The 23,610-nt window shown below is 51.2% G+C and carries 15 protein-coding genes; 5 read left to right on the forward strand and 10 right to left on the reverse strand.

What is annotated here, in order from left to right; genetic code table 11:
- The 6 genes from R3B84_20500 to R3B84_20525 form a co-directional block, all read right to left on the reverse strand.
- On the reverse strand, positions 1 to 701 hold a 701-nt coding region (locus R3B84_20500), incomplete at its 3' end, for a DUF4139 domain-containing protein (protein ID MEZ6142952.1).
- Positions 702 to 750: 49 nt separating this feature from the next.
- Complete coding sequence (locus tag R3B84_20505) at positions 751 to 2,952, reverse strand: DUF4139 domain-containing protein (GenBank protein ID MEZ6142953.1); 2,202 nt, start codon at positions 2,950 to 2,952, stop codon at positions 751 to 753.
- A 55-nt stretch (positions 2,953 to 3,007) separates the two neighbouring features.
- The gene (locus R3B84_20510) at positions 3,008 to 5,026 is read right to left on the reverse strand and encodes a DUF4139 domain-containing protein (GenBank protein ID MEZ6142954.1); all 2,019 of its coding nucleotides are present in this window, start codon (positions 5,024 to 5,026) and stop codon (positions 3,008 to 3,010) included.
- A complete protein-coding gene (locus tag R3B84_20515) occupies positions 4,972 to 5,220 on the reverse strand; it encodes a hypothetical protein (protein ID MEZ6142955.1) in 249 nt (82 codons plus the stop codon). The genes R3B84_20510 and R3B84_20515 overlap by 55 nt, the downstream gene beginning before the upstream one ends.
- A 48-nt stretch (positions 5,221 to 5,268) precedes the next feature.
- A complete protein-coding gene (locus R3B84_20520; GenBank protein MEZ6142956.1) occupies positions 5,269 to 5,940 on the reverse strand; it encodes a hypothetical protein in 672 nt (223 codons plus the stop codon).
- Positions 5,889 to 7,442 carry a hypothetical protein gene (locus R3B84_20525; GenBank protein MEZ6142957.1) on the reverse strand — a complete coding sequence of 518 codons (1,554 nt, stop codon included), beginning with the start codon at positions 7,440 to 7,442 and terminating at the stop codon, positions 5,889 to 5,891. Before R3B84_20525 ends, R3B84_20520 begins: the two co-directional genes overlap by 52 nt.
- 281 nt (positions 7,443 to 7,723) lie before the next feature.
- Here R3B84_20525 and R3B84_20530 point away from each other — a divergent pair, with 281 nt between their 5' ends.
- Positions 7,724 to 9,514: a PQQ-binding-like beta-propeller repeat protein gene (locus tag R3B84_20530; protein ID MEZ6142958.1), complete on the forward strand. Its 1,791-nt coding sequence runs from the start codon at positions 7,724 to 7,726 to the stop codon at positions 9,512 to 9,514.
- A gap of 6 nt (positions 9,515 to 9,520) precedes the next feature.
- Here R3B84_20530 and nadB read toward each other — a convergent pair whose 3' ends face one another.
- From nadB to R3B84_20545, 3 genes are all read right to left on the reverse strand, one after another.
- On the reverse strand, positions 9,521 to 11,122 hold the full coding sequence (gene nadB, locus R3B84_20535) for an L-aspartate oxidase (protein ID MEZ6142959.1): 1,602 nt from the start codon (positions 11,120 to 11,122) through the stop codon (positions 9,521 to 9,523).
- Between the two features lie 61 nt (positions 11,123 to 11,183).
- Positions 11,184 to 15,593: a hypothetical protein gene (locus tag R3B84_20540; protein ID MEZ6142960.1), complete on the reverse strand. Its 4,410-nt coding sequence runs from the start codon at positions 15,591 to 15,593 to the stop codon at positions 11,184 to 11,186.
- 352 nt (positions 15,594 to 15,945) lie between these two features.
- A complete protein-coding gene (locus R3B84_20545; protein MEZ6142961.1) occupies positions 15,946 to 16,074 on the reverse strand; it encodes a hypothetical protein in 129 nt (42 codons plus the stop codon).
- A 280-nt stretch (positions 16,075 to 16,354) separates the two neighbouring features.
- On the opposite strand from R3B84_20545, the gene R3B84_20550 reads away from it, so the two are divergent.
- Positions 16,355 to 16,651: a hypothetical protein gene (locus R3B84_20550; GenBank protein ID MEZ6142962.1), complete on the forward strand. Its 297-nt coding sequence runs from the start codon at positions 16,355 to 16,357 to the stop codon at positions 16,649 to 16,651.
- Here R3B84_20550 and R3B84_20555 read toward each other — a convergent pair.
- On the reverse strand, positions 16,613 to 17,098 hold the full coding sequence (locus tag R3B84_20555) for a hypothetical protein (GenBank protein MEZ6142963.1): 486 nt from the start codon (positions 17,096 to 17,098) through the stop codon (positions 16,613 to 16,615). The genes R3B84_20550 and R3B84_20555 overlap by 39 nt on opposite strands.
- Positions 17,099 to 17,740: 642 nt before the next feature.
- On the opposite strand from R3B84_20555, the gene R3B84_20560 reads away from it, so the two are divergent.
- The 3 genes from R3B84_20560 to smc all read left to right on the forward strand — a co-directional run bounded on the left by R3B84_20560 (position 17,741) and on the right by smc (position 23,609).
- Positions 17,741 to 18,118 (forward strand): hypothetical protein, encoded by a 378-nt coding sequence (locus R3B84_20560; GenBank protein ID MEZ6142964.1) that lies wholly within the window; start codon positions 17,741 to 17,743, stop codon positions 18,116 to 18,118.
- Between the two features lie 69 nt (positions 18,119 to 18,187).
- On the forward strand, positions 18,188 to 19,957 hold the full coding sequence (locus R3B84_20565) for a flagellar basal body P-ring protein FlgI (GenBank protein ID MEZ6142965.1): 1,770 nt from the start codon (positions 18,188 to 18,190) through the stop codon (positions 19,955 to 19,957).
- 67 nt (positions 19,958 to 20,024) lie between these two features.
- Positions 20,025 to 23,609, forward strand: coding sequence for a chromosome segregation protein SMC (smc, locus tag R3B84_20570; protein MEZ6142966.1), 3,585 nt, complete (start codon positions 20,025 to 20,027; stop codon positions 23,607 to 23,609).
- Position 23,610: the final 1 nt, after the last annotated feature.

A 23,610-nucleotide genomic window follows, 5' to 3' on the forward strand; every position in this document is an offset into this window, starting at 1 on the left:
ACTGCTTTTTTCTCGGCATCATGGCTGAGGCTTAAGGTTTCCAGAGCCCGACGCATTTCGTTTTCAATCACGGGATTCGAAAACCGCAGACGCTGTACTTCGTTCAGTTTGACCGAACGCATTCCTTCCGCACACCACAAGTTCAGCACTTCCGCTTCGGTGGCACCATCTTTGCTGGCCACTTTCTGCTTTTCAACACCGACAATTTTGCCCACCAGGTTGCCTGGCTGGTTCGCGTTATTCAACAGAGTAACTTCGACCGGTTCCCCACGTGCCTGATTCAGAATCGAGGAAAAGGTGGGATTGTTGTTCAAATCGATTGCAAAACTTCTTAAAGTGCGGTCGATCGGATCGCGGGAATCGTATGTAACTGCGGATATACGTCCGGTTTCAGAATAATCCCGCAGCGTCATCGATTTGATCAGGTCGTTGATATCATCTTCCTGAAAGGTCAGGTCGACGCGAGCATGGTCGGTAACTTCACCAGAGCGGGTAAAATGGCCCACACCGGAATTAAACAGAATGACCTGAGAGATCGGCAGGGAGACTGCCTGCTGAAGATCACCCTGGGCTACCACCGGTTGAGTTTTGCCAGCTGGTTTATCCCCTGGTGCGGTAATTGCCTGCTGAGTAAAGAATGCGGCACCACCCAGAACTGCTGCCAGTGCGGCTGCCACCCACCATTTTCGATTATTTTTCATTGTAGTTTCCTGTGAAAAAATCCTATTGTTAAAGTTCGTTGTGTTGTCACTATTCAGCAGACAGATTTGCCAGATAGCTATCCAGTGCTTTGCGGGAAGTAGCTTCTTTGGCCTGCATCGCTTTCAGATCTTCGTGCAGTTTCTTCATTTCTGCTTCCTGATCTTCCAGTGTCTTCAGGTAATCCTTGTACAACTTCGATTCCTGGGGCGTTTCCCGCAGGTTCTTCCGCAGGCGATCCTGATCTCGGGTGATCGTTTCAATCCGGCGTTCTGCCACCTGAATATCCTGTCGCACGATGTCCCACGTGGACTTGATCGTCAGAGCTTCTTTCAACTTCAGTTTCAACGCTTCTGGTGCTTCACGCAAGTTGATGAAGTAACGGATCGTATCATCGGCATTGTTGGTCAGTTGGACCGAAGTACCCGCCGAACGTTCTTCCACGATGGTGTAGCTGAGATCTTTCTTCGCTGGCACGGAAACCTGGAAGCGGAAGACATCGTTGGCTTCTTCGAGTGGCTTGCTGTTTTCGCCTACGAAGGTGAAACCCTGATCTTTGCGATTGGCATGTTCCAGCAGCAGCGTGCGTTCTTTATCGTTGCGGTTAGAAATGTTGTACACGAGTTCTTCACGGAACAATGTCTTCGTGTAAACGACCCCCTTGACAGCTTTTACTTCCGTTATTTTGGAGGTATTGTTGCCCCGCTTGGGACTCACTTCCATACCCAGATCGACTGCATAGCTGATGAGCCGTTCTTCATCTTTCTGCAGATCCAGAATTCGGGAATCGCCCGCGTAGACAGAACCTTCAAACACGGTAATCGGTCCTTGCATCAGTGGCATGCCGGAACTGTTTTTGAACCGCAGTCCGAGCAGTGGGTGTTTTGCTTGAACGCTCTGGTTGTAAATACTGACACGCTGCCCACCAACATCTTTGTTGACGATTGGCAGCAATGCTGATTTCTGACGGCCCAGCGATACGGGATGCTCAATAATGTATTGGTGGTAATCGCCCAAAGCGGCGGCAGTAGCTACCGATTGCACATTACGCCCAAGATCCAGATCCTTCCGCAAGTTGGCAGCAAGATCTGCAGCATACATTTTTTCAGCCTGCTTCAGTTCTTTGGGATCAGCACCACCCCTAAAACGAAGTTGTTGCTCCTGCATAGATTTCTTCGCCATTTCTTCCATTGCTGGCTGGGGCGAGTTGATCGGAGGAAGCCCGTTGTTATTTTCTCTGGCAAACACCCGATCGTAAGTGGGAGGACGCAGACCAGCGAACAGTTCCGGTTCGACAACAGGTCTGGTGATATACAACGGATTGTAGAGATCCATCTGGAACGAAATTGGCCTGCCGGAAACCAAGGCCATGCTGACCCCTTCCCAGTCTTCATCGGTGGGGTTTTCTACCACAGCCCAACCCTGCAGGAAAGGACTGCCATCTTTCTTTAGCACCAGGCGGTAACTGGTTTTCCAGATTGGGTTTTCGATCACATAACCCACATCGACTTTGCGTTTCCCTTCACCGTCAAAGTAAATGCTCACTGCTTTCTTTTGTGAATCGTGGCTCTGGCTTAATGTTTCCAGTGCCCGACGCATTTCGTTTTCAATCACAGGGTTGGAAAACCGCAGACGCTGCACTTCGTTCAGTTTGACCGAACGCATTCCTTCCGCACACCACAGGTTCAGCACTTCCGCTTCGGTGGCACCATCTTTGCTGGCCACTTTCTGCTTTTCAACACCCACGATTTTGCCCACCAGGTTGCCTGGCTGGTTCGCGTTATTCAACAAAGTAACTTCGACCGGTTCCCCACGTGCCTGATTCAGAATCGAGGAAAAGGTGGGATTGTTATTCAAATCGATTGCAAAACTTTTCAGCGTGCGGTCGATCGGATCGCGGGAATCGTAAGTAACTGCAGAAATCCGTCCGGTTTCGGAATAATCCCGCAGTGTCATCGACTTAATCAGGTCGTTGATGTCGTCTTCCTGAAAGGTCAGGTCAACCCGGGCGTGGTCGGTAACTTCACCAGAACGGGTAAAGTGGCCCACACCGGAATTAAACAGAATGACCTGAGAGATCGGCAGCGAGACTGCCTGCTGAAGATCACCCTGGGCTACCACCGGTTGTGTTTTGCCTGCTGGTTGATCCCCAGGTGCGGTAATTGCCTGCTGAGTAAAGAATGCGGCACCACCCAGCACTGCTGTCAGTGCGGCTGCCACCCACCATTTTCGATTATTTTTTATACTTTTCATACTTGGTATCTCATTGTCCTTACTGTGTTATTTTGTTTCCAAACGTCCTTGTCTATTACTCTGCTGTCAGGTTTGCGAGGTAGCTATCCAGTGATTTGCGGGAAGTTGCTTCTTTGGCCTGCAGACCTTTCAGATCTTCATGCAGTTTTTTCATTTCTGCTTCCTGATCTTCCAGTGTTTTCAGATAATCCTTGTACAACTTCGATTCCTGGGGAGTTTCTCGCAGGTTCTTCCGCAGACGATCCTGATCTCGGGTGATCGTATCGATACGGCGTTGGGTAACCGAAATATCCTGCCGTAACATGTCCCAGGTGGCCTTCATGGACATTGCATCTTTCAATTTGATCTTCAACGCCTCTGGTGCTTCACGCAAGTTGATGAAATAGCGGATGGTGTCATCGGCATTGTTCGTCAGTTGGATGGAAGTTCCTGATGATCGCTCTTCCACAACGGTGTAGCTGAGATCTTTCTTCGCTGGCACGGAAACCTGGAAGCGGAAGACATCATTGGCTTCTTCCAGTGGTTTGCTGTTTTCACCAACAAAGGTAAAACCCTGATCTTTGCGATTCGCGTGTTCCAGCAACAGAGTGCGTTCTTTATCGTTGCGATTGGAGATGTTATACACCAGTTCTTCGCGGAACAGGGTCTTGGTGTAGATAACACCCTTCACCGCTTTTACTTCGGTGATTTTGGAAGTGTTGTTCCCCCGCTTGGGACTCACTTCCATGCCCAGATCAACCGCATAACTGATGAGACGCTCTTCATCTTTCTGCAGGTCCAGAATTCGGGAATCGCCCGCATAGACAGAACCTTCAAATACGGTAATGGGGCCCTGCATCAATGGCATGCCGGAACTGTTTTTGAACCGAAGACCTAACAGTGGGTGTTTTGCCTGAACGCTCTGATTGTAAATGCTGACACGCTGCCCACCAACATCTTTGTTGACGATTGGCAGTAAGGCAGACTTCTGCCGGCCCAGCGATACGGGGTGCTCAATAATGTACTGGTGGTAATCGCCCAGTGCGGCAGCAGTGGCCACCGATTGCACATTGCGACCCAGATCGAGTTCACTCTTCAACTGTTCCGCAAGTCGGCCTGCCCACTCTGCCTCCTGGCGTTTCTTGGCATCCATTGCATTTCCCTTACCGCCTCCGAAGCCAGGTTTTGCTGCGGGTGCTGCAGAGGCACGGCGATCAAAATTCGCATCTTTGGTCTTCGCTAACTTGTCGGCACTTGGTTCCATCGCTAATTGCACAGATTCTCTGCCAAACCCACCTTGATAGGTGGGTGGTCGCAAACCAGCGAACAGTTCCGGTTCCACAACTGGTCGGGTAATGTATAACGGATTGTAGAGATCCATCTGGAACGAAATAGGCCGACCGGAAACCAGGGCCATGCTGACTCCTTCCCAGTCTTCGTCGGTGGGGTTTTCTACCACAGCCCAACCCTGCAGGAAAGGACTGCCATCTTTCTTCAGCACCAGGCGGTAGCTGGTTTTCCAGATCGGGTTTTCGATCACATAACCCACATCGACTTTGCGTTTGCCTTCACCATCAAAGTAAATGCTTACTGCTTTTTTCTCGGCATCATGGCTGAGGCTTAAGGTTTCCAGAGCCCGACGCATTTCGTTTTCAATCACGGGATTCGAAAACCGCAGACGCTGTACTTCGTTCAGTTTGACCGAACGCATTCCTTCCGCACACCACAAGTTCAGCACTTCCGCTTCGGTGGCACCATCTTTGCTGGCCACTTTCTGCTTTTCAACACCGACAATTTTGCCCACCAGGTTGCCTGGCTGGTTCGCGTTATTCAACAGAGTAACTTCGACCGGTTCCCCACGTGCCTGATTCAGAATCGAGGAAAAGGTGGGATTGTTGTTCAAATCGATTGCAAAACTTCTTAAAGTGCGGTCGATCGGATCGCGGGAATCGTATGTAACTGCGGATATACGTCCGGTTTCAGAATAATCCCGCAGCGTCATCGATTTGATCAGGTCGTTGATATCATCTTCCTGAAAGGTCAGGTCGACGCGAGCATGGTCGGTAACTTCACCAGAGCGGGTAAAATGGCCCACACCGGAATTAAACAGAATGACCTGAGAGATCGGCAGGGAGACTGCCTGCTGAAGATCACCCTGGCTACCACCGGTTGAGTTTTGCCAGCTGGTTTATCCCCTGGTGCGGTAATTGCCTGCTGAGTAAAGAATGCGGCACCACCCAGAACTGCTGCCAGTGCGGCTGCCACCCACCATTTTCGATTATTTTTCATTGTAGTTTCCTGTGAAAAATCCTATTGTTAAAGTTCGTTGTGTTGTCACTATTCAGCAGACAGATTTGCCAGATAGCTATCCAGTGCTTTGCGGGAAGTAGCTTCTTTGGCCTGCATCGCTTTCAGATCTTCGTGCAGTTTCTTCATTTCTGCTTCCTGATCTTCCAGTGTCTTCAGGTAATCCTTGTACAACTTCGATCTCTGGGGCGTTTCCCGCAGGTTCTTCCGCAGGCGATCCTGATCTCGGGTGATCGTTTCAATCCGGCGTTCTGCCACCTGAATGTCCTGTCGCACCGTATCCCACGTGGACTTGATGGTCAGGGCTTCTTTCAGCTTCAGCTTCAACGCTTCTGGTGCTTCACGCAAGTTGATGAAGTAACGGATCGTATCATCAGCATTATTGGTCAGTTGAACCGATGTACCCGCCGAACGCTCTTCCACAATGGTGTAGCTGAGATCTTTCTTTGCTGGCACAGAAACCTGGAAGCGGAACACATCGTTGGCTTCTTCAAGTGGCTTGCTGTTTTCACCCACAAAGGTAAAGCCCTGGTCTTTTCGATTTGCATGTTCCAGCAGCAGCGTGCGTTCTTTATCGTTGCGGTTAGAGATGTTGTACACCAGTTCTTCGCGGAACAGCGTTTTGGTGTAGATCATGCCCTTCACTGCTTTTACTTCAGTGATTTTGGAAGTGTTGTTGCCCCGCTTGGGAGACACTTCCATGCCCAGATCGACCGCATAACTGATAAGGCGTTCTTCATCTTTTTGCAGATCCAGAATACGGAATCGCCCGCATAGACAGAACCTTCAAACACGGTAATGGGGCCCTGCATCAATGGCATGCCGGAACTGTTTTTGAACCGCAAACCTAGCAGTGGGTGTTTTGCCTGAACATTCTGGTTGTAAATGCTGACACGCTGCCCACCTACATCTTTGTTGACGATTGGCAGTAATGCTGATTTCTGACGACCCAGCGATACGGGGTGCTCAATAATGTACTGGTGGTAATCGCCCAGTGCGGCAGCAGTGGCCACCGATTGCACATTGCGACCCAGATCGAGGTCATTATTCAGTTTTTCAGCGACTTCTTTGGCAAAATTGCGTTCAACTAGTTTTCTTTCTGCCCCATCCATGCTGCTCAAATTTCGCCTTAGTGATTCAGCCTCTGACTTTAATTGAGCAAGCGCTTCTCTTGGCGCCCCATTACCAGATTTATCTTGTACAAATGCCCGGTCATAGGTGGGTGGTCGCAGACCGGCGAACAGTTCCGGTTCCACAACAGGTCTGGTAATGTACAACGGATTGTAGAGATCCATCTGGAACGAAATTGGCCTGCCGGAAACCAGGGCCATGCTGACCCCTTCCCAGTCTTCATCGGTGGGGTTTTCTACCACAGCCCAACCCTGCAGGAAAGGACTGCCATCTTTCTTCAGCACCAGGCGGTAACTAGTTTTCCAGATCGGGTTTTCGATCACATAACCCACATCCACTTTGCGTTTGCCTTCACCATCAAAGTAAATGCTGACTGCTTTCTTTTGCGAATCGTGGCTCTGGCTTAATGTTTCCAGTGCCCGACGCATTTCGTTTTCTATCACGGGATTGGAGAATCGGAGGCGCTGTACTTCGTTCAGTTTGACCGAACGCATCCCTTCCGCACACCACAGGTTCAGTACTTCCGCTTCTGCAGAGCCATCTTTGCTGGCCACTTTCTGCTTTTCAACACCGACAATTTTGCCCACCAGATTGCCTGGCTGGTTCGCGTTATTCAGCAGAGTAACTTCGACCGGTTCCCCACGTGCCTGATTCAAAATCGACGAAAAGGTGGGATTCCCGTTCAGATCGATTGCAAAACTTTTCAGCGTGCGGTCGATCGGATCGCGGGAATCGTACGTAACTGCCGAAATCCGTCCAGTTTCGGAATAATCCCGCAGTGTCATCGACTTAATCAAGTCGTTGATGTCGTCTTCTTGGAAAGTGAGGTCCACCCGGGCGTGGTTCGTGACTTCACCAGAGCGGGTAAAATGGCCCACACCGGAATTAAACAGAATGACTTGGGAGATCGGCAGGGAAACTGCCTGCTGAAGATCACCCTGGGCTACCACCGGTTGGGTTTTGCCTGCTGGTTGATCCCCAGGTGCGGTAATGGCCTGCTGGGTAAAGAATGCGGCACCACCCAGCACGGCTGTCAGTGCGGCTGCCACCCACCATTTTCGATTACTTTTCATCTGATTCAAGTTTTTCATCATTTACACCCGGAAAGGTTCGTCTGGTGTCCTGAAATACAACATCACACGAATATGACGATGATGGTACCACGAAAGATTGGATGGGCAGAGAGTTTTTTGTAACAATGGTTGTTACAATCGCGAATTGGTGAGAAATTGGTGAGAAAATGGGTAATCAGGTAGTTTTTCGGTTATTGCTGCGAAGTGGTATTCGTTCTTTCCTGTTGACCCGTTAATATGATGACAGTTGGATGATTTTTTTGCCCAAGTGGGGATGCTAGATGCTGCAACTGAGTTTTCGACGTAACTTCTTACTTTCCATAGTGTTATGTTCATTCTTTCTGTCGGAAGTGTGGGCACAGAAGCTCATTATCCGCCAGCAGATTCAAATTGCCCAGCCTGTTCCTGCGGTACAACTTGATGACGATCCCGAAGATCCAAATAATGAGAAGCCAGTCGATCAGAAAACGGCTGATTTGAAGCTGATTGGTAAGGTGGACCTGAAAGACGAGCCCGCCTCAATGCTGGGTTTTTTCAAAACCTTGTCCGTTTCGGCGAATACCAAAGAACAAATTGAACAACTGATCAATCAACTGGGGGTCGACGACTTCGACAAACGGGTAGAAGCGACGCAAAAGTTGGTGGCTACAGGAGTTCCGGCAATTAACCTGTTGAAAAATGCAGCTAAAAACAATGATGCAGAGATCGCCTGGCGTGCAGAATATGCTCTCGCGAAGGTTGAGCAGGTTCCCACCAGTGAAGTATCGCGTGCCTGTATTCGGTTACTGCGCAACCACAAATCAGACGATATTATCCCTGGCCTGATGGCTTATTTTCTGCAAACAGATGAAGAATCTGTGAAAGATGAAATCCGCGAGTCTTTTGTGCTGTCGGCAGTGACCAACGGCAAGCCAAATGCCGCACTGGAAAGCTGGTTGCAGAGCAAAGATGCCATCAAGCGGTTGGAAGCAGCGCTCGCCTTCACAAAAACCACCGATCAGGCCTCGCGGGCCCGCATGAAGGCATTTCTGAAAAGTGAAACAGATCCCATCATCCGCTTCAAAGTAACGGTCATTCTGGTGGAAGAAAACCGCGATAAATCATTAGTTGCCAGCCTGATCGAGCAGATGGGCAGTATTCAGTCAGATGAAGTCTATCTGGGCGAAGATTTACTGTGGCGATTGGCAGGAGAAACAGGCCCCACCGTTTCGTTTTCGGGAGATGCCAAAGACCGCACCGCCGCCCAGGCCGCCTGGAAGCAGTGGTGGGAAAGTAACGAAGCCAAAGTGGATATGGCCAAGCTTTCCGATGATGCCTCCTTTGGCCTTCTCCTGGTGCTGCAGACCCCACTGCGTGGAGGACTGGGGCAGATTGCGGCATATGGCTCCGACAACAAAGAAAAATGGAAAGTACCGAACCTGAACTGGCCCACCGATTGTAAAGTATTGCCAGGTAAGAAGATACTGATTGCAGAGCACAATCGAAGTCGGGTGTTTTTACGCGAAATCAGTGGCAAAGAACTCTGGACTTTGTCGATCAACAATCCGGTGAATTGTGGGATGCTGCCCAACGGTGTGACATGGGCAGTGGGCCGAAATCAGATTATTGAGTGGGATAAAGGCGAAAATGCCAACCGAAAACAGTTGTTCAGCTTCATACGCAACGAATACGACATTGTTGCGGGTGCCCGCACCCCCAAAGGGGAGTATCTGATTCTAACCCAGCAAGGGCAGGTCATTCAGATCGACCGTCAGGGGAAATCGATCAAGACAATCAATGTGGGTGGTGGGGTGAATTATTACTCGGACATGCAGGTGTTAAAAAATAATAGCGTATTGGTCACCTTGCAGAACCGTGTAGTTGCATACGATATGACGACTGGAAAATCGGTGTGGACGGGAACGGTGACCAGCACCGCCACATCGGTACAGCGATTACGAACCGGCAACACACTGGTGGGCATTCAGGGCCAGGGGAAAGTTGTAGAACTGGATAAAGATGGCAAAGCCACCAAATGGGAGCATACTTCCAGTGATGCTGCCTTTCGAGTTTTCAAAGCTTATCGACAATAATAACTGTCACGCGGAACGCTTCATCGCAATATGGCGTATCCATTGCTCATCATTCCGTTTCGGGAAGTCTGCACGAAAGTGGGTCCCCCGGGATTCTTCACGAGCTAACGCTCCTTGAATCATTAATTGTGCGACAGTGAGCAGATTCTGCAGTTCCCAACCCCGTTGCTCATGAAATTCCTGTTCCAAAGCATATTTACTCCAGAATTCCACATCGCGGTGGGCATCCTGCATCCTTTTTCGTTCCCGCACGATCCCCATGTGTCGCACCATCATACTGCGAAGTGCGTTCGTCATGTCGTCGATGTCGATCGATTGTTCCTTGGTGCGGCGAGACAAAAGATGAGAAAGCGGTAGTGGCAATCGAAATGGAAAGTTTTCACAGCTTCGGACGGCATCGGTTGCAGCCCGCGTGCCGTAAACCAATCCCTCGATCAGGCTGTTGGAGGCCAGCCGGTTGGCACCATGCAAACCGCTGGCGGACACTTCACCCGCTGCCCACAATCCGGGAATCGTGGTGCGTGCGTTCAGATCGACCGAAACCCCACCCACCATATAGTGGGCACCGGGTCGCACCGGAATCCAGTCGCGGGTAATATCCAGCCCAAACTCGGCACAGGCCCGCCGGATCCCTGGAAAACGTTCAATCACTCTTTCATGGGGCAGGTGGGATAAATCCAGGTAGACATTCGGATGGCGCGTCGCTTCCATGCACCGGAAAATTGCCTGCGATACGACATCCCGTGGGGCTAATTCAGCACGGTCGTCTTCTTTCAGCATGAACCGTTCGCCGTTCACATCCCGCAGGTAGGCACCTTCACCCCGCACCGCTTCGCTGATCAGAGTACGCGAAGACCCTGCCACGTACAGCACCGTGGGGTGAAACTGCATAAACTCCATGTCTCGCACTTCCGCACCCGCACGATAAGCGGCGGCAATGCCATCACCCGTGGCAATGGGAGGATTGGTGGTTTCGCGGTACACCATCCCACAGCCACCGGAAGTTAAAATTACTGCTTTTGCCCACACCAGTACGTTACCAATGCCTGTTTTGTGGATGATTGCCCCGACACACTGGCCATCGTGAGTGAGCAGGTCAAGCAGAAAAGCGTTCCCTTCGATCACAAGATTCGGCCGTTCACGGACACAATGGATCAGTGCACGCATCACTTCATGGCCCGTGGCATCGCCCAACGCATGCACGATCCGTCTGTGGGAATGCCCACCTTCACGAGTCAGTGCCAGTTCACCATTTTCCAGATCAAAATTGACGCCAAAGCGTATCAGGTCATTAATCTGCTGCGGTGCTTCGCGGATGACAGTTTCGACAATCTCCGGGTCACATAACCCCGCACCCGCAATGTGGGTGTCTTCAATATGTTTTTCGAAAGTATCTTCTGGAGAGATTACCCCGGCAATCCCGCCCTGGGCATAGGTACTGTTACTTTCTCGGATCGAATCTTTCGAAAGCACCATCACCTGCAGTGAATCCGGGATTTCCAGAGCAGCCCGTGTGCCAGCGATACCGGCACCGATGATCAGAATGTCCGTAAACTGGTGGTAAGCGGTGCGGGCATCAAATGAGGTGAGATAGCGATTAGCCGCCATGGGAGTGCACTCGTTTCTGGTGATGAATTAGTTTAGGCACTCACCAGCACACTGCCACAAATTATTTCCTGGGCTGGGTCGTTGGCTTAACGCCGGAAAGTGTCTTGGTAAAATCGCGATAAGCATTTTCGTATCCAGGTGGAGGTGCGTAACGCCCACCACGCAGCAGGTCGCCGTTCGCACCCGGTTCCAGGGTTACTTTACGCGGACCTTTATCCAGCACACTGGCCTGGGTTTTATCGCCGTTCCAATCACTGGATGCCACCTGTTTCTTCAATGCTGAAATCAGTGCTTCCTGATTTTTCATCCATTCCTGCCATTCTGCATCTGTCCAGTTCAAGCTTTTGCGAAACTCCTCATCGGAAATATTCTTCTTGAACTTATCCAGTAACAGCTCTGCAGATTTCAGGCGATTGCGTGGATCGGCCACCAGTGGGGTAAATTCGTTGTTCACTGTCCCACCCATATTCTTCAGAAAATCCTCCAATTGTTTTTTCCCTTCTGGGGTTTTCTGCATTTCTTTGGCCATATCCTGCATTTTCTTGCGCAGGTTTTCGTCTTTCATCATCTCTTCGAACTGTTTCTGTTGCTTTTCTTTCTCTTTCGGGTCAAGATTTTCGTTCATCTTTTTGACCATATCTGCCAGATCTTTCCCATCCATCTTGGGTGGGTTTTTCGCCATTTCTTTGGCTTCATCCAGAGCCTTTTCAAGATCTTTTTTCATATCCGAATTTTCTGGAGCGTTTTTGGCCATTTCCTTCAGTTTTTCGATAGCTTGGTCCCGTTTGGCCGGGTCTTTCAACATCTCCTGCAGATCCTTTTTGGCCTGTTCCTTTGCCATGGGATCATTCCCACCCATCTTCTTGGCCAGGTCTTCCAGTTGTTTCGGATCTGGCTGATTCTGGTTGCCGTTCTTAGCCATTTCTTCAGCCTGCTGGGCGGCATCCTGCAATTGCTGTTTCTTGTTGGGATCCTTTTCGTTCTTGGCCATTTCTTTGAGCTGCTCAATCGCCTTGTCGCGTTTGGCCGGGTCGTTCATCATCTCCTGCAGATCCTTTTTGGCCTGCTCTTTGGCCATGGGATCATTCCCACCCATCTTCTTGGATAGTTCATCCAGGTTTTGCTTCTCCTGGGCTTCCTGACGATTTGCCTGCTCGGCACGGTACATCTTTTTCTGCAGTTGGTCAGCTGCTTCCGGATCGCGTTTTTTCAACTCATCGACCTGATCCTTCAAATCCTTCTTTGTCTGTTCGTTCTTCATCCACTCTTTCATTTTCTCTTCTGCCCCCTGACGATCCAGTGGGTTATCAGAACGATTTTTCTTGGCGAGTTCATCCACATTTTCTTTATTTGGCTGCTGCTGGTCAGCATCCTGTGCAGCCTTCTCGCCCTGACGAGACAATTCGTCCGCTTTTTTCTTTGTCAGTTCGTCCTGGGCATTTTTCTTCATTTCATCCAGCTTATCGCGGGTCTGTTCCCGAGTTTTCGGATTCCGCATCAGGCGGTCGATCGATTCACGTGCTTGCTCGCTTACTTCTCGATTTTTTGAATTCAGCTCCCGATCCAACTTACCCATCTCGCGGTCTAACGCCTCTTTGGGATCTTGTGGTCCCTGGGGCTTGTTTTCGCCTGGGTTATTCTCATCGCCCTTGCCAAACTGCTGTTCAGGCTGGGTGGGATCATCCAGCGGATCCGGCTTGTTCTTACCAGTTTCGGTGGGTGGTTCCGGACGTGCTTCTCCCGCCTGATCTGGTGCACCCGGCTTCATTCCCTGTCCACCACTGCGGGCTTCACCCTGCTTATCGCCATTGTTATTCATCGGTTGGGTGGGGTCTTTCGCTTCGTTGGGTTTCGGATATGGCTTATCGGCACTGTCCCCACCTGGTCGACTGCCATCCGATCGTTTTTCCTGTGCAGGATCTTCATTGGGCTTACCAGCAGGTTTCTGATCACCTTTATCTTCTGGAGTCTGATCAACCATTCCATCACGGGTTTCGCCTTGCTTCGGCTCATCAGGTGATTTCTTTGGTTCGGCACGTGACTCTGCTTTCGGGTCTTGATTTTCCTCACCACCCTGTTTCGGTGCGGGACGAGCTTCGCCGGGATCTGCAGGTTGTTGACCAGTTTCATTCAGTTTCTGTTCAATTTCTTTGGTTTTCTCTGCATGTTTCGGATCAGCTATCGGGTCGCCCATGTTCCCTGGCTGCTGCATTGGGTTCATCGGATCGCCCATATTGCCAGGTTGCTGCATTGGGTTCATGGGATCGCCCATGTTACCTGGTTGCTGCATTGGATTCATCGGGTCGCCCATGTTACCTGGTTGCTGCATTGGGTTCATCGGGTCACCCATATTGCCAGGTTGCTTCATTGGGTTCATCGGGTCGCCCATGTTCCCTGGCTGCTGATCTTCCGGTTTGGCATCTTTTGGCAACTGCTGATTGGGATCGCGTTTTTCCTGTTGTTGAACCTGATCCTGTTTCTGTTCGTGCTTACGCTGTTGCTGTCTAGCGTCCGCATTCTGTCGGTCAACTTCTGCCTTCTTTTGTGGTTGAACCACGGCAGCCAATACTTTGAACTGTTTCGCTTTGGAATAGCCCACGTATGGACCGGGTGGGACATTGCAATTATCGGTGGCTTCCAGCCAATACTCAATCACCATGCCGGGTTGCAAACGGAATGCTGCATCCCCAGGACGTTGGATTTCTGACAAAAGCACAACATCCTGATATTCCAGCTCACGTGGCCAACTATTGTCTTTTTCGCGAAAGAATGATTGCCCATCACGATATTTTTTCGGCTTCAGGGCGATAATTTCTGCACCTGCCACCTTCATGTGCAGTGCCAGTCGATCAATGCCATAATCATCTTTGGCCAACCCTTTCACCTGCAAACTGCCGTTCAGTGGGATTTCAATCATATCGGGCACAGGTGCGGTCAGCTCTACCTGTGGGGCCAGATCGTCAAATACCAGTACTTTCAACTTTTTGGGTTCTGGTGGATTTTCAGCAGTATCAGGAATGAATTCCACAACCATTTCCCCACTTCGATCGAGTGGTGGCAGTTCGAAACGCACCGAAAGTGGCTCATCCGTTACAGGAACACCCACAATCGATTGCTCGCCGTATCGCACCGTGGCGGTGCGTGCGGGGCGGTTAAAACGTGCTGTCAGGGTGATTTTGGTCCCACGAATTCCTTCCAGGGTGGGCATGGCGACATCCATTGCTACTGCCGGCTTCCAGTTCAGGTAGTCTGGGTATTCGTAACGCACATCAAACGTGCGAAATGCGGGCTTCGGATCAATCACCTGCATTTGATACCGTGGGGGATTCTGGTTCTGATCACCTTCTTTGGTGGTGAATTCGATGTGGTAGGTCGATTCCTGTTCCATAACCAGGTCAAATTGTAAGGCGTTCGGATTATCCGCTACTGGTTTGCCCAGGAATGGCCGTGGGTTACCCTCGATAAACAATTTACCAAACTGCACTTCACGATTGGTGTGGGCAGTCAGCACTACTTGAGTCCCCCATGGTGCCAGCAGGTTGGGGTCGTTAATGATTTCTGTTTCCCGCTTCAAGTAACTCGGGAAGTTGTATTTTGCTTCAAAACTTTTGAACTCCGGCAGAATCTTGGAAATTACCTGATAGTCGGGCGTGCGGTCGTTTCCAGCCAGGATGGAGTAGCGAAAACCAGAGCGAACCTGATTTGCTGGGACTGTTAGCTGAAATAACCGACGGTTATCCTTGTCCTGATTCAGTGGGCGTTCTTCATAATTCCCCGGGTCTTCAGGGTTGTACCAGATCCGCACGCGTGCGGCATCTTTATCCGTTGCCGCAGGTACCCGGCCACGCAACTCCACTTCAAATATAACGTCTTGGTTATTAAAGACCGTAATATTCCCGTCACGCGGTTGTTTCAGTTCAATCTGCGTCCGGGTGGGAGGCAGGATTGCCACGACTGCATTTGCCGCCAGCACGATTCCGGCGATCACGAGAACCCAGGTTAGTCGAGGGTTTTCAATCTGCCGATTAACTTCAACCCCTTTCAAATCTTTGGCTGCTTTGCCACCGATTGCCTGCTTGATCGAACCGGGGACACGGTCATCATCTGAAAAGTCCACATAGCTGATCACCGAGTTCTTGGCATCAGGCACCGCAGCTTCCAGTTGTTTCGCCGCATAATAAGGATTCACATGTCTGCGGGCGGGCCGAAACAGCAACCAGTAGGCCAGAAAGGAGATCGACCCGAGATAACCCGCCAGTGCGACCCATTTGAAATAAGGAGGGGTGGCAAAATAGCGATCAACTAACTGCACCACCAGGATGGCAACCAGTGTTCCAATAATGCCATACAGTCCGAACGAAATCATATCCAGTGTGCGGATGCGGCGTTTGGCTAAGGCCAATTGCTGCTCCACAAACTGAATCTGTTTCATCGGCTGTTGGTTTTTTTGCATGTCTTGCAATGTTGCCATCGTCAAACCTCAATCGCACCGTGCGAAGCTACCACTCCCTATTGTACATTCGCAGAGGAAGTGCGCCTATTTCGCTTTAAGATTCATTTTCGCACAAAAAACCGCCGGTTGTAACCAATTTGTAACAACCTTCCGAAGTGGCAGACAATTGATGAGAGCCAAATGAGAACTTTTTCCCACCTGAAGCAACCTGTGACATTATTTTGCAAAAATTCATAAAAGAGTTTTTTCGCCGTAAATCCATAACCAACAATAATTTACGGCGATCGTTCAGAACGATTGCTGCTGAAAATCAGAGAAAAATTTTCATTTTGAACTGGCACGAGTATATATTAATATCCAGTGAAATAAATTACATGCTATGATCGGCGTAGTAGCGGTCTGCCTTGATCAACGCGACGCTACCGGCAATAAAGAACCCCCGGACCAGCCCTGGGGCGTCGATGCCGTAATTCACTTTCGCGCGGGCAGTTTCAGCCATCGTCACTCCACGTCGAGCCACTGCCACATAACGAAAAAGGGCTCATTTGCCAGCCGCCCGCGGGAGGGGACGTTCAACCGACCACCATTCTATGCTGTCGCTTCGGTCAAGGCGAAGGCTGTAACAAAAAGATCAATCCAACAATCGAAGGCGAAAAAGCTGGTGCGAAAGGTGGTCGCCCCGGCCCCTGCATCGGCTTCGCCCGGTTCTTTTTCTTTATGCTCAAGCGAAGCCGCTCACGCACGCACGGGAAAGGGCCAGCCCAAGCGTAGATACTGGCATGAAGACGTTTCACGAATGGTTGGCACAGCGAGAGCAAAAGCAATGCGAAGGCTTGTGGCTCAACGACAAGAACGCCGTCATCGGGCTATCGAAGATGAACCCGTTGCCGAGAGATTCAGCGGTCAACAAGAGCTTGAGCAAAAAGCCAAAGCCGCCGTCAGGCGTGCCGGTATTTAAGCCGTGGAAGCCTCCTCAACCGGCACGCATTCAGCCATTCAAACCGGCACAGCCTGCGAAGATCGTGATGCAGAAGCCGTCAGAAAGTATCAATACCTTCGGCATTCACCAAGAATGAGTGCAAATCAGGTGCAATCCAGATTGCATCATCTAGGTCTAAATTGCCGTAGCCGACATGGTAAAGGCCATGTCCATGTTTTCCCTCCTGTCGAAAATCACTTACGATGAACCCCAACTCGTCGTCAATTGTAGAACTCCATTTCCCTAATCCTGCTGCTACCCTTGCGTCCCGGCGAGCATTTTGAAGGTTGCTCAATGTGGTATGCGGGAATCCCTTGCCTGTTTCTATCGTGACGGTAGGAGCAAGTTTGGGATCGTAGCCGGGGAGGTTATTTGCTGCCCACTCCTGTTGTAGACCGTGGTGCGACTGCAAGCGGCCTCCACTTGGTAAGTAGGCCGCAGGCCGGCTTAACACCAGAGCTAACCCGCCGTCGAGAGTTAGCTTGCAATTATAAACAACTTCTTCAGCGGTCGGGTTGAGCGACTTGTTAGGCCAACAATCCATTCTCTCTCGCGACCTCCTCAAACTCTGCAAACATTAGTTCTCTAGCTTCCGACGGCTGCCCCGATGCTTCGAGCATGCAGCGAAGTGCCGCCTCCTGTTCCAGAACAAACTGATTATTAGTTTGGAATTGACTGTACCACCAAGCTCGGTACAGATGGCAGACAGCTATGCGGGCAGCGTACCAACGCGGCCAGCTAATCTCGTAGGACCGCTGCCAAACCTCTTCCTGCGTGGGTGAACAACCCTCGTAGTTACGCAACTCGTCAATGGCACTGGTCACGGCGGTAAGGTTGTCGACGTCTGTTAGGTGGGGATCTGAATACTGGTGTTAATTCAAGTCTTCCGCCCTGGATTCCCGCCTGCGCGGGAATGACGGTTTTAGGAAGTTCAGATTGTTTTCCATGTTTTGCCTTTAGCTGGTTGTGCAACCGTCATTCCCGCGAATCGGCGGAGTAAAACTGCTTTCCTTTCGACTGAATCTTGAGCCGGTTGTACAACAACCGTCATTCCCGCGAAGGCGGGAATCCAGCTAAATATTTGCTTCCAGAATGTACTTCGGCAGGGCAACTCTGCAGGAAGTTTTCAAAGATTAAACCAAACTGTTTCATTATTCTAACTAAACCTAAATCATTTTGAAATTCGGTGTTTCTGATATTTTTCCAACCAACCGCGGCTAACGCCGTCGGCTCACAAGACATCATGTTGAATTGCCAATTCAAGCGTTTAGCACTGGATTCCCGCCTTCGCGGGAATGACGGTTGTGGGCACAAGCGTCTGAAACCCAACCGTGGTTGGGCAGGTGAGTCGACGGCGTTAGCCGCGCTTCGCTTGATCGATGTTGAAAAGACCGATTTTCGTACGAATTCGGGTTTAATCCAGAATCGAATCAAACTTGTGTCAGATGACTTCGACGTTCCGGCAATCCAGTCAAAGCAGGCAAGGCGGGGAGTGGCTTTTCCCCTTTTTCATATTTCTCTTGACGGCAAAACTGGGCATGGTATTACCCCAACGTTCTGGTAGTCTGGCTACCACGGGCTTGGTGATTGCCTTCGGGGGAAGGTTACTGCCTGTTTATTGGGGGAAAGTACGATGAAACGCTTCTGGTTGCTGTTGTTGGTATTACCACTGCAAGGTGGCTGCTTTTTATTCGACAACGAACGCTCCACAACGACACGTTCCCAAATTGAAGAGCCAGAACCCGAGCCTGGCACCTCCCGCACGATTCGTAATGTGGCGATGTTTGATGCGATGGAGCCTGTTCACGTGCATGGCGTTGGTCTGGTAACCAATCTGCAGGGAACCGGCAGTCCCACCCCACCTGGAGATCTCCGCACCGAACTGGAAGAGCGGATGAAGAAAGAGCGGGTGGCCAACATTGCCGAACTGCTGGAATCTGATGATACCGCGGTGGTGTTTGTTTCGGGCACCATCAAACCGGGTACCCGCAAGAACGATCTGATCGACGTCGAAGTGACACTGCCACCCAACAGCAAAGTCAAAAGTCTGCGTGGGGGAATTCTGCAACGCACCCCCCTGCAGACGTTCAGTTCCACTGCATCGGTGCGGGAATTCTTAAAAAATAATGAGTATTCCCCACAGAGCGTGGGCAATCGCGTGCTGCGTGGGCATGAAAGTGTGGTCGCTCAGGGCCGTTTGCAGCCCCACCTGCAGGAAAGTATCAGTGAAATTACCGCTGATGAACCGTGGAAAAATGCCTATGTCTGGCAAGGTGGGCAGGCACTGCACTCTCGCTCGCTGTTTCTCAGCTTGAATACCGATTCCCAACGCTACGTGGTGGCCGAAACCATTGCCGTGCGGATCAATAAACGATTTTTAGGCACCGAAGGGCCGGATAAACTGGCAGAAGCCCGTCAGAAAGAAGTGGTTGGTGTAGCGGTGCCACCTGCTTACCGGTTGAACCATCCCCGTTACATGCGAGTGGTAGCCCACCTGCCATTGGATCAGCCAGAAGGCGATCCGGAATATGTGAAAATGTTAACCACTCGCCTGAGCAACCCTGCCACGGCGGCATCAGCAGCAATCGCATTGGAAGCCATTGGGAAAACAGCGATTCCGATTCTTCGAGCCGAGTTGAAGAGCCAATATCCGTTTGTGAGGTTCTATGCTGCAGAAGCTTTAGCCTATATGGGCGAATCGATTGGTGTGGATGAAATTATGGAAGGAATTGAACAGCACCCAGTGCTGGAAGCATATGGTTTGTCTGCTCTGGCAGCACTGGACGATGCCGCCAGCATTGATCGGCTGGAAAAGCTGTTGAGCAATCCCAAACCCACGGTGCGGCAAGGTGCCTTTCGTGCGTTGGTTGAAATTGCCCCACAGCACCCCGTGGTGCATGCCCGCCCGATTGGACGAGCATTCTATCTGCACCATGTGCCAGTGGAAGGTACCAGCATGATTCATGTTCAGCGGCATGCCCGCCCGGAAATTGTGATTTACGGTGAGATACCGAAGATTCTGCCACCGTTTTCAGCGACAGTGGGGCCAAACCTGACAATTACCTGCCGACCTGGCGATACCGTGGCGACGATTTCGCGGTATACCACCGATGGTGCAGATCCCACCCACGTACAGAGCACGCTGGAAGTGTCGGATGTAATTCAACAGGCCGCCCAGATGGGGATCACCTATCAGGAAGCCGTCGAGTTGCTGGTGAAATTGCAGAATCGCAAGGCGATTTCCACAACAGTGGTGTTTGATGCGATCCCACGGCTTGTGCCGATTCAGAAACTCGAAGAAGCAGCCGCACTTGATCCCTGGCTGCGAAATGAAATGGATCTGTTGACGGACGATTCACCCACCAGCAGTCCGAAAAAGCCGGAATCCTGGCAAGAACAATAAGAAGGGGAGTGCCTGACGGTCGTAATATTCCACAACGCTGATCAGATGCCACCTGGGAAGTGAGGCTATGTTAAAACGCCTGGAGCTTATCGGATTCAAAAGCTTTGCTGATCGCACGTGGTTTGATTTTCCTGCCGGGCTGACTGCCATTGTGGGGCCAAACGGTTCCGGCAAAAGTAACATTGTCGATGCCGTCCGCTGGATTCTGGGCGAACAAAGTGCCAAAAACCTCCGTGGTGGGGAAATGGCCGACGTCATATTCAACGGGTCTGCCACCCGCAAACCACTGCCAATGGCAGAAGTAACGCTGACATTCGATAATCAGCGAAAAATACTCAATACTGATGCTGCCGAAGTTTCGATTACTCGACGCGTCCACCGCGATGGGACTGGCGAATACCTGATTAACCACGAAGCCAGTCGCCTGCGCGATATTCGGGAACTGTTACTGGGCAGTGGTGCTGGTTCTGCCGCCTACTGCATCATTGAACAAGGCCGGGTGGATGCACTGTTGCAGGCCAGCACTCGCGATCGGCGGGCGATTCTGGAAGAGGCCGCAGGGATCAGTCGCTTCAAAGCCCGGAAAATCGAAACGCTGAAAAAGCTCGATCAGACCCACGATAACCTGAGCCGGATTCGCGATATTTACTCCGAAGTGGAAAAACAGCTTCAGCGGGTGCGGCAGGATGCGGAAAAAGCACGCAAGTTTCAGGAATATTCCACCCGTCTGCAGGAACTCCGCCTGACAGAAAGTCTTTTGGGCTATCACCACGCGGTGGGGCATTTGCGGCATGCTTCCGAACAACTGAAGCAGGTGCGGGAAGAAACCGGTACCCTGCAAGCCACTTTGCAGAGTGGGGAAACACAGCGGCAGCTATTCCAGAACCAGATTGAGCAAACCGAACAGCAATTACAACACCTCGCCAGCGAATTGGCAAAAATCCAGCAATGGGTAGCTGGGCATCAGGAAAAATTTCACAGCGAACTGCAAAAATCTGAGGAAACTGCCACCGAGCAGCTTTCCAACAATGCCCGCTGGCAGGAAGTGCATCAGTTGGTTCGGCAACTGCACCGGCAGGCAGCCGATGCCCAGGCCGATCTGCAACGTGCCGAACAGGAAACCCAGCAGCATCGCACTACTGTGGCTCAATTGGAAGATTCCCTGAAAAGCCTGGAAGGGGAACACCAACAGTCCACCAATCGCTTACAGGAAGCACGCGAACAGCAATTCGATGTAGTGGGCCGTGTGGCCAGTCTGCAAAGTGCTGCCCAGTCGCTTACCGGGCAGGCGGAAAAACTCAGTCGCGAACTGCTTCGGAAACAAACCGAATTGAGAAACCGCACTGCGGAACACGAAGCACTGGGGCGAGTTGTTGCCACGCTGAATCAGCAGGACTTCAACCTGAAAGTTCAGGCAGACCGGGCCGCAGCCACGCTGCAAACCCACTTGGAGCAACGTGAACAGTTATTGCAGCAACGTGCGGGTGTGCTGGAATCGATTGAGCGATATCGTGTTGAAATCAGTGGGCTGCGTGGGCGTTTAGATCTTCTGCAAAGCATGGAAGAATCGCAGGAAGGGCTGGGCGTGGGTGTCCGGGCGGTGCTGCAGCAATTAGCTGATCCCGACAACGAACTGCACCAGTATCTCTACGGTCTGGTGGCCGACCAGTTGCATGTGCCCACGGAATATGCAGGACTGGTGGACGCGGTTCTGCGTGAACATGCACTGGCTTTTGTCATGAAATCCGCAGACGACCTGCCCGTATTACGAAAACTACTCGCAAGTAACGCAGGCCGGATCACGTTGATTCCGTTGCGGGAAAGCAATGCACCGAACGTGCCACCGGAAATGGTTTCGCTGGCGGCACATATTCGCACCAATACCCCCCAGGTGGGGCAGTTACCCCAGCAATTACTGGGCACCACGATCCTGGTGGAGACAATAGAACCAGCGATTATATATCAGGGAGATTATATAGCAAACGGCTTTCGCTATGTCACCCACGTGGGGGAAATTGTGGAAGCTGATGGCAGCGTGACATTAGGCACCCTGCAGGTACAGCACGGCCTGATTTCACGAAAAAGTGAGCTGCGGGAACTGAAAATCCAGATGGAGCAGTTGCAGCACCAACTGGCGAACGCGGAAGTAGAAAATACGCGTTTTCAACATGCACTGGAGCAACTGAACAGCCCCATCCGCAGTCTGGAAGAAGAAATTCGTGTGCTGCGTTCCACCGTGGCCGATCTCAGCAGCGAAATCCAGAAACAGGCCCAGCAACGGCAGCACCTCGAAGAGGATATGCAACTGATTCAGCAGGAATTAGCGTTGCTGGCTGATGAAGAGAACCGCATTCAGGAACATCGGCGGGTGAATCAGGAGGAATTGTTGGCCGCCCAGCAGGCAGCAGAACAGCTACGTGCGGAACTGACAACGTTGGAAGAACGCTTGCAGCACCTGGATAGCACCCGAGCTGCACAACGGGAAGAACTGACCAACGCCCGTGTGGTGCTGGCTGAAGTAAGCCAGAAGCACCAATCTTATTCGGCACAATACCAGAAAATGATGGTGGATTGCGAACGTGGGAATCAGGAAGAGCATCGGATTGCCCGCCACCAGGAAACCTTGCGCGAACGAAGACTGACCGCAGAACTGACCGCCCTGCGTGCGTCTGCAGAACTGGCAGCATTGGTGCTGCAAAAAGAAACCTTGCAGGCACAATCAGGTGCGGCCCACCATGTGAAAGAAGATGCACGGTTGCAGTTAGGCGAAATTGAAGCCAAGATGAACAGCCTGCGGAATTTGCACCAGGAACAATTGGCCCAGATGCACACTTTGGAGATGGTGGTACAGGAAAACCAGTCGACCATGAAGCAACTCGTGCAGCGACTGGAAGACGACTATCAGGTGGATCTGCGTCTGGAATATGAACGCTGCCCGCTGTCTGCGGGTGAAGAATGGCCCCCCACGTGGGATGGGGCAGCAGCCACCAAAGAAATGGACAAACTTCGTAAGCAGATCAAGGCCCTGGGCAACGTCAGCCTGGAGGCACTGACAGAACTGCTGGCAGTGGAACAGCGTGCAACCGATTTGAAGGCACAGATCGACGATTTAGCCACTGCAGAGAAGTCATTGCGGGAAATCATTGACCGCATCAACAATGACAGTGAAAAACTGCTTGCCGAAACCTTCCACGCGGTGCGACAGCACTTTCAGGAACTGTTCCGTCGCCTGTTCGGTGGGGGAATGGCCGACATTGTGCTGGAAAATCCGAATGATATTCTGGAATCGGGCATTGAGATTATTGCCCGCCCGCCTGGAAAGGAATTGCGAAGTATTTCTCTGATGAGCGGTGGGGAAAAAACACTCACTGCAGTGGCGTTGTTGCTGGCAATCTTTCAAAGCAAGCCCAGCCCGTTCTGTCTGCTGGACGAGGTGGATGCTGCCCTGGATGAAGCGAACACCGAACGGCTGGCAAGTGCCCTGAAAAGCTTTACCGACCAGTCACAGTTCATCATTATTACCCACAAGAAGCGAACAATGGCCCAGGCCGATGTACTCTACGGCATCACGATGCAGGAAAGCGGCATCAGCAAACAGGTCGCTGTTCGCTTCGAAGACTGGGAAGATGAAAGTTCCGCCCAAGCCGCATGAT

Source organism: Zavarzinella sp., assembly GCA_041399155.1.
Lineage (GTDB): Bacteria > Planctomycetota > Planctomycetia > Gemmatales > Gemmataceae > JAWKTI01.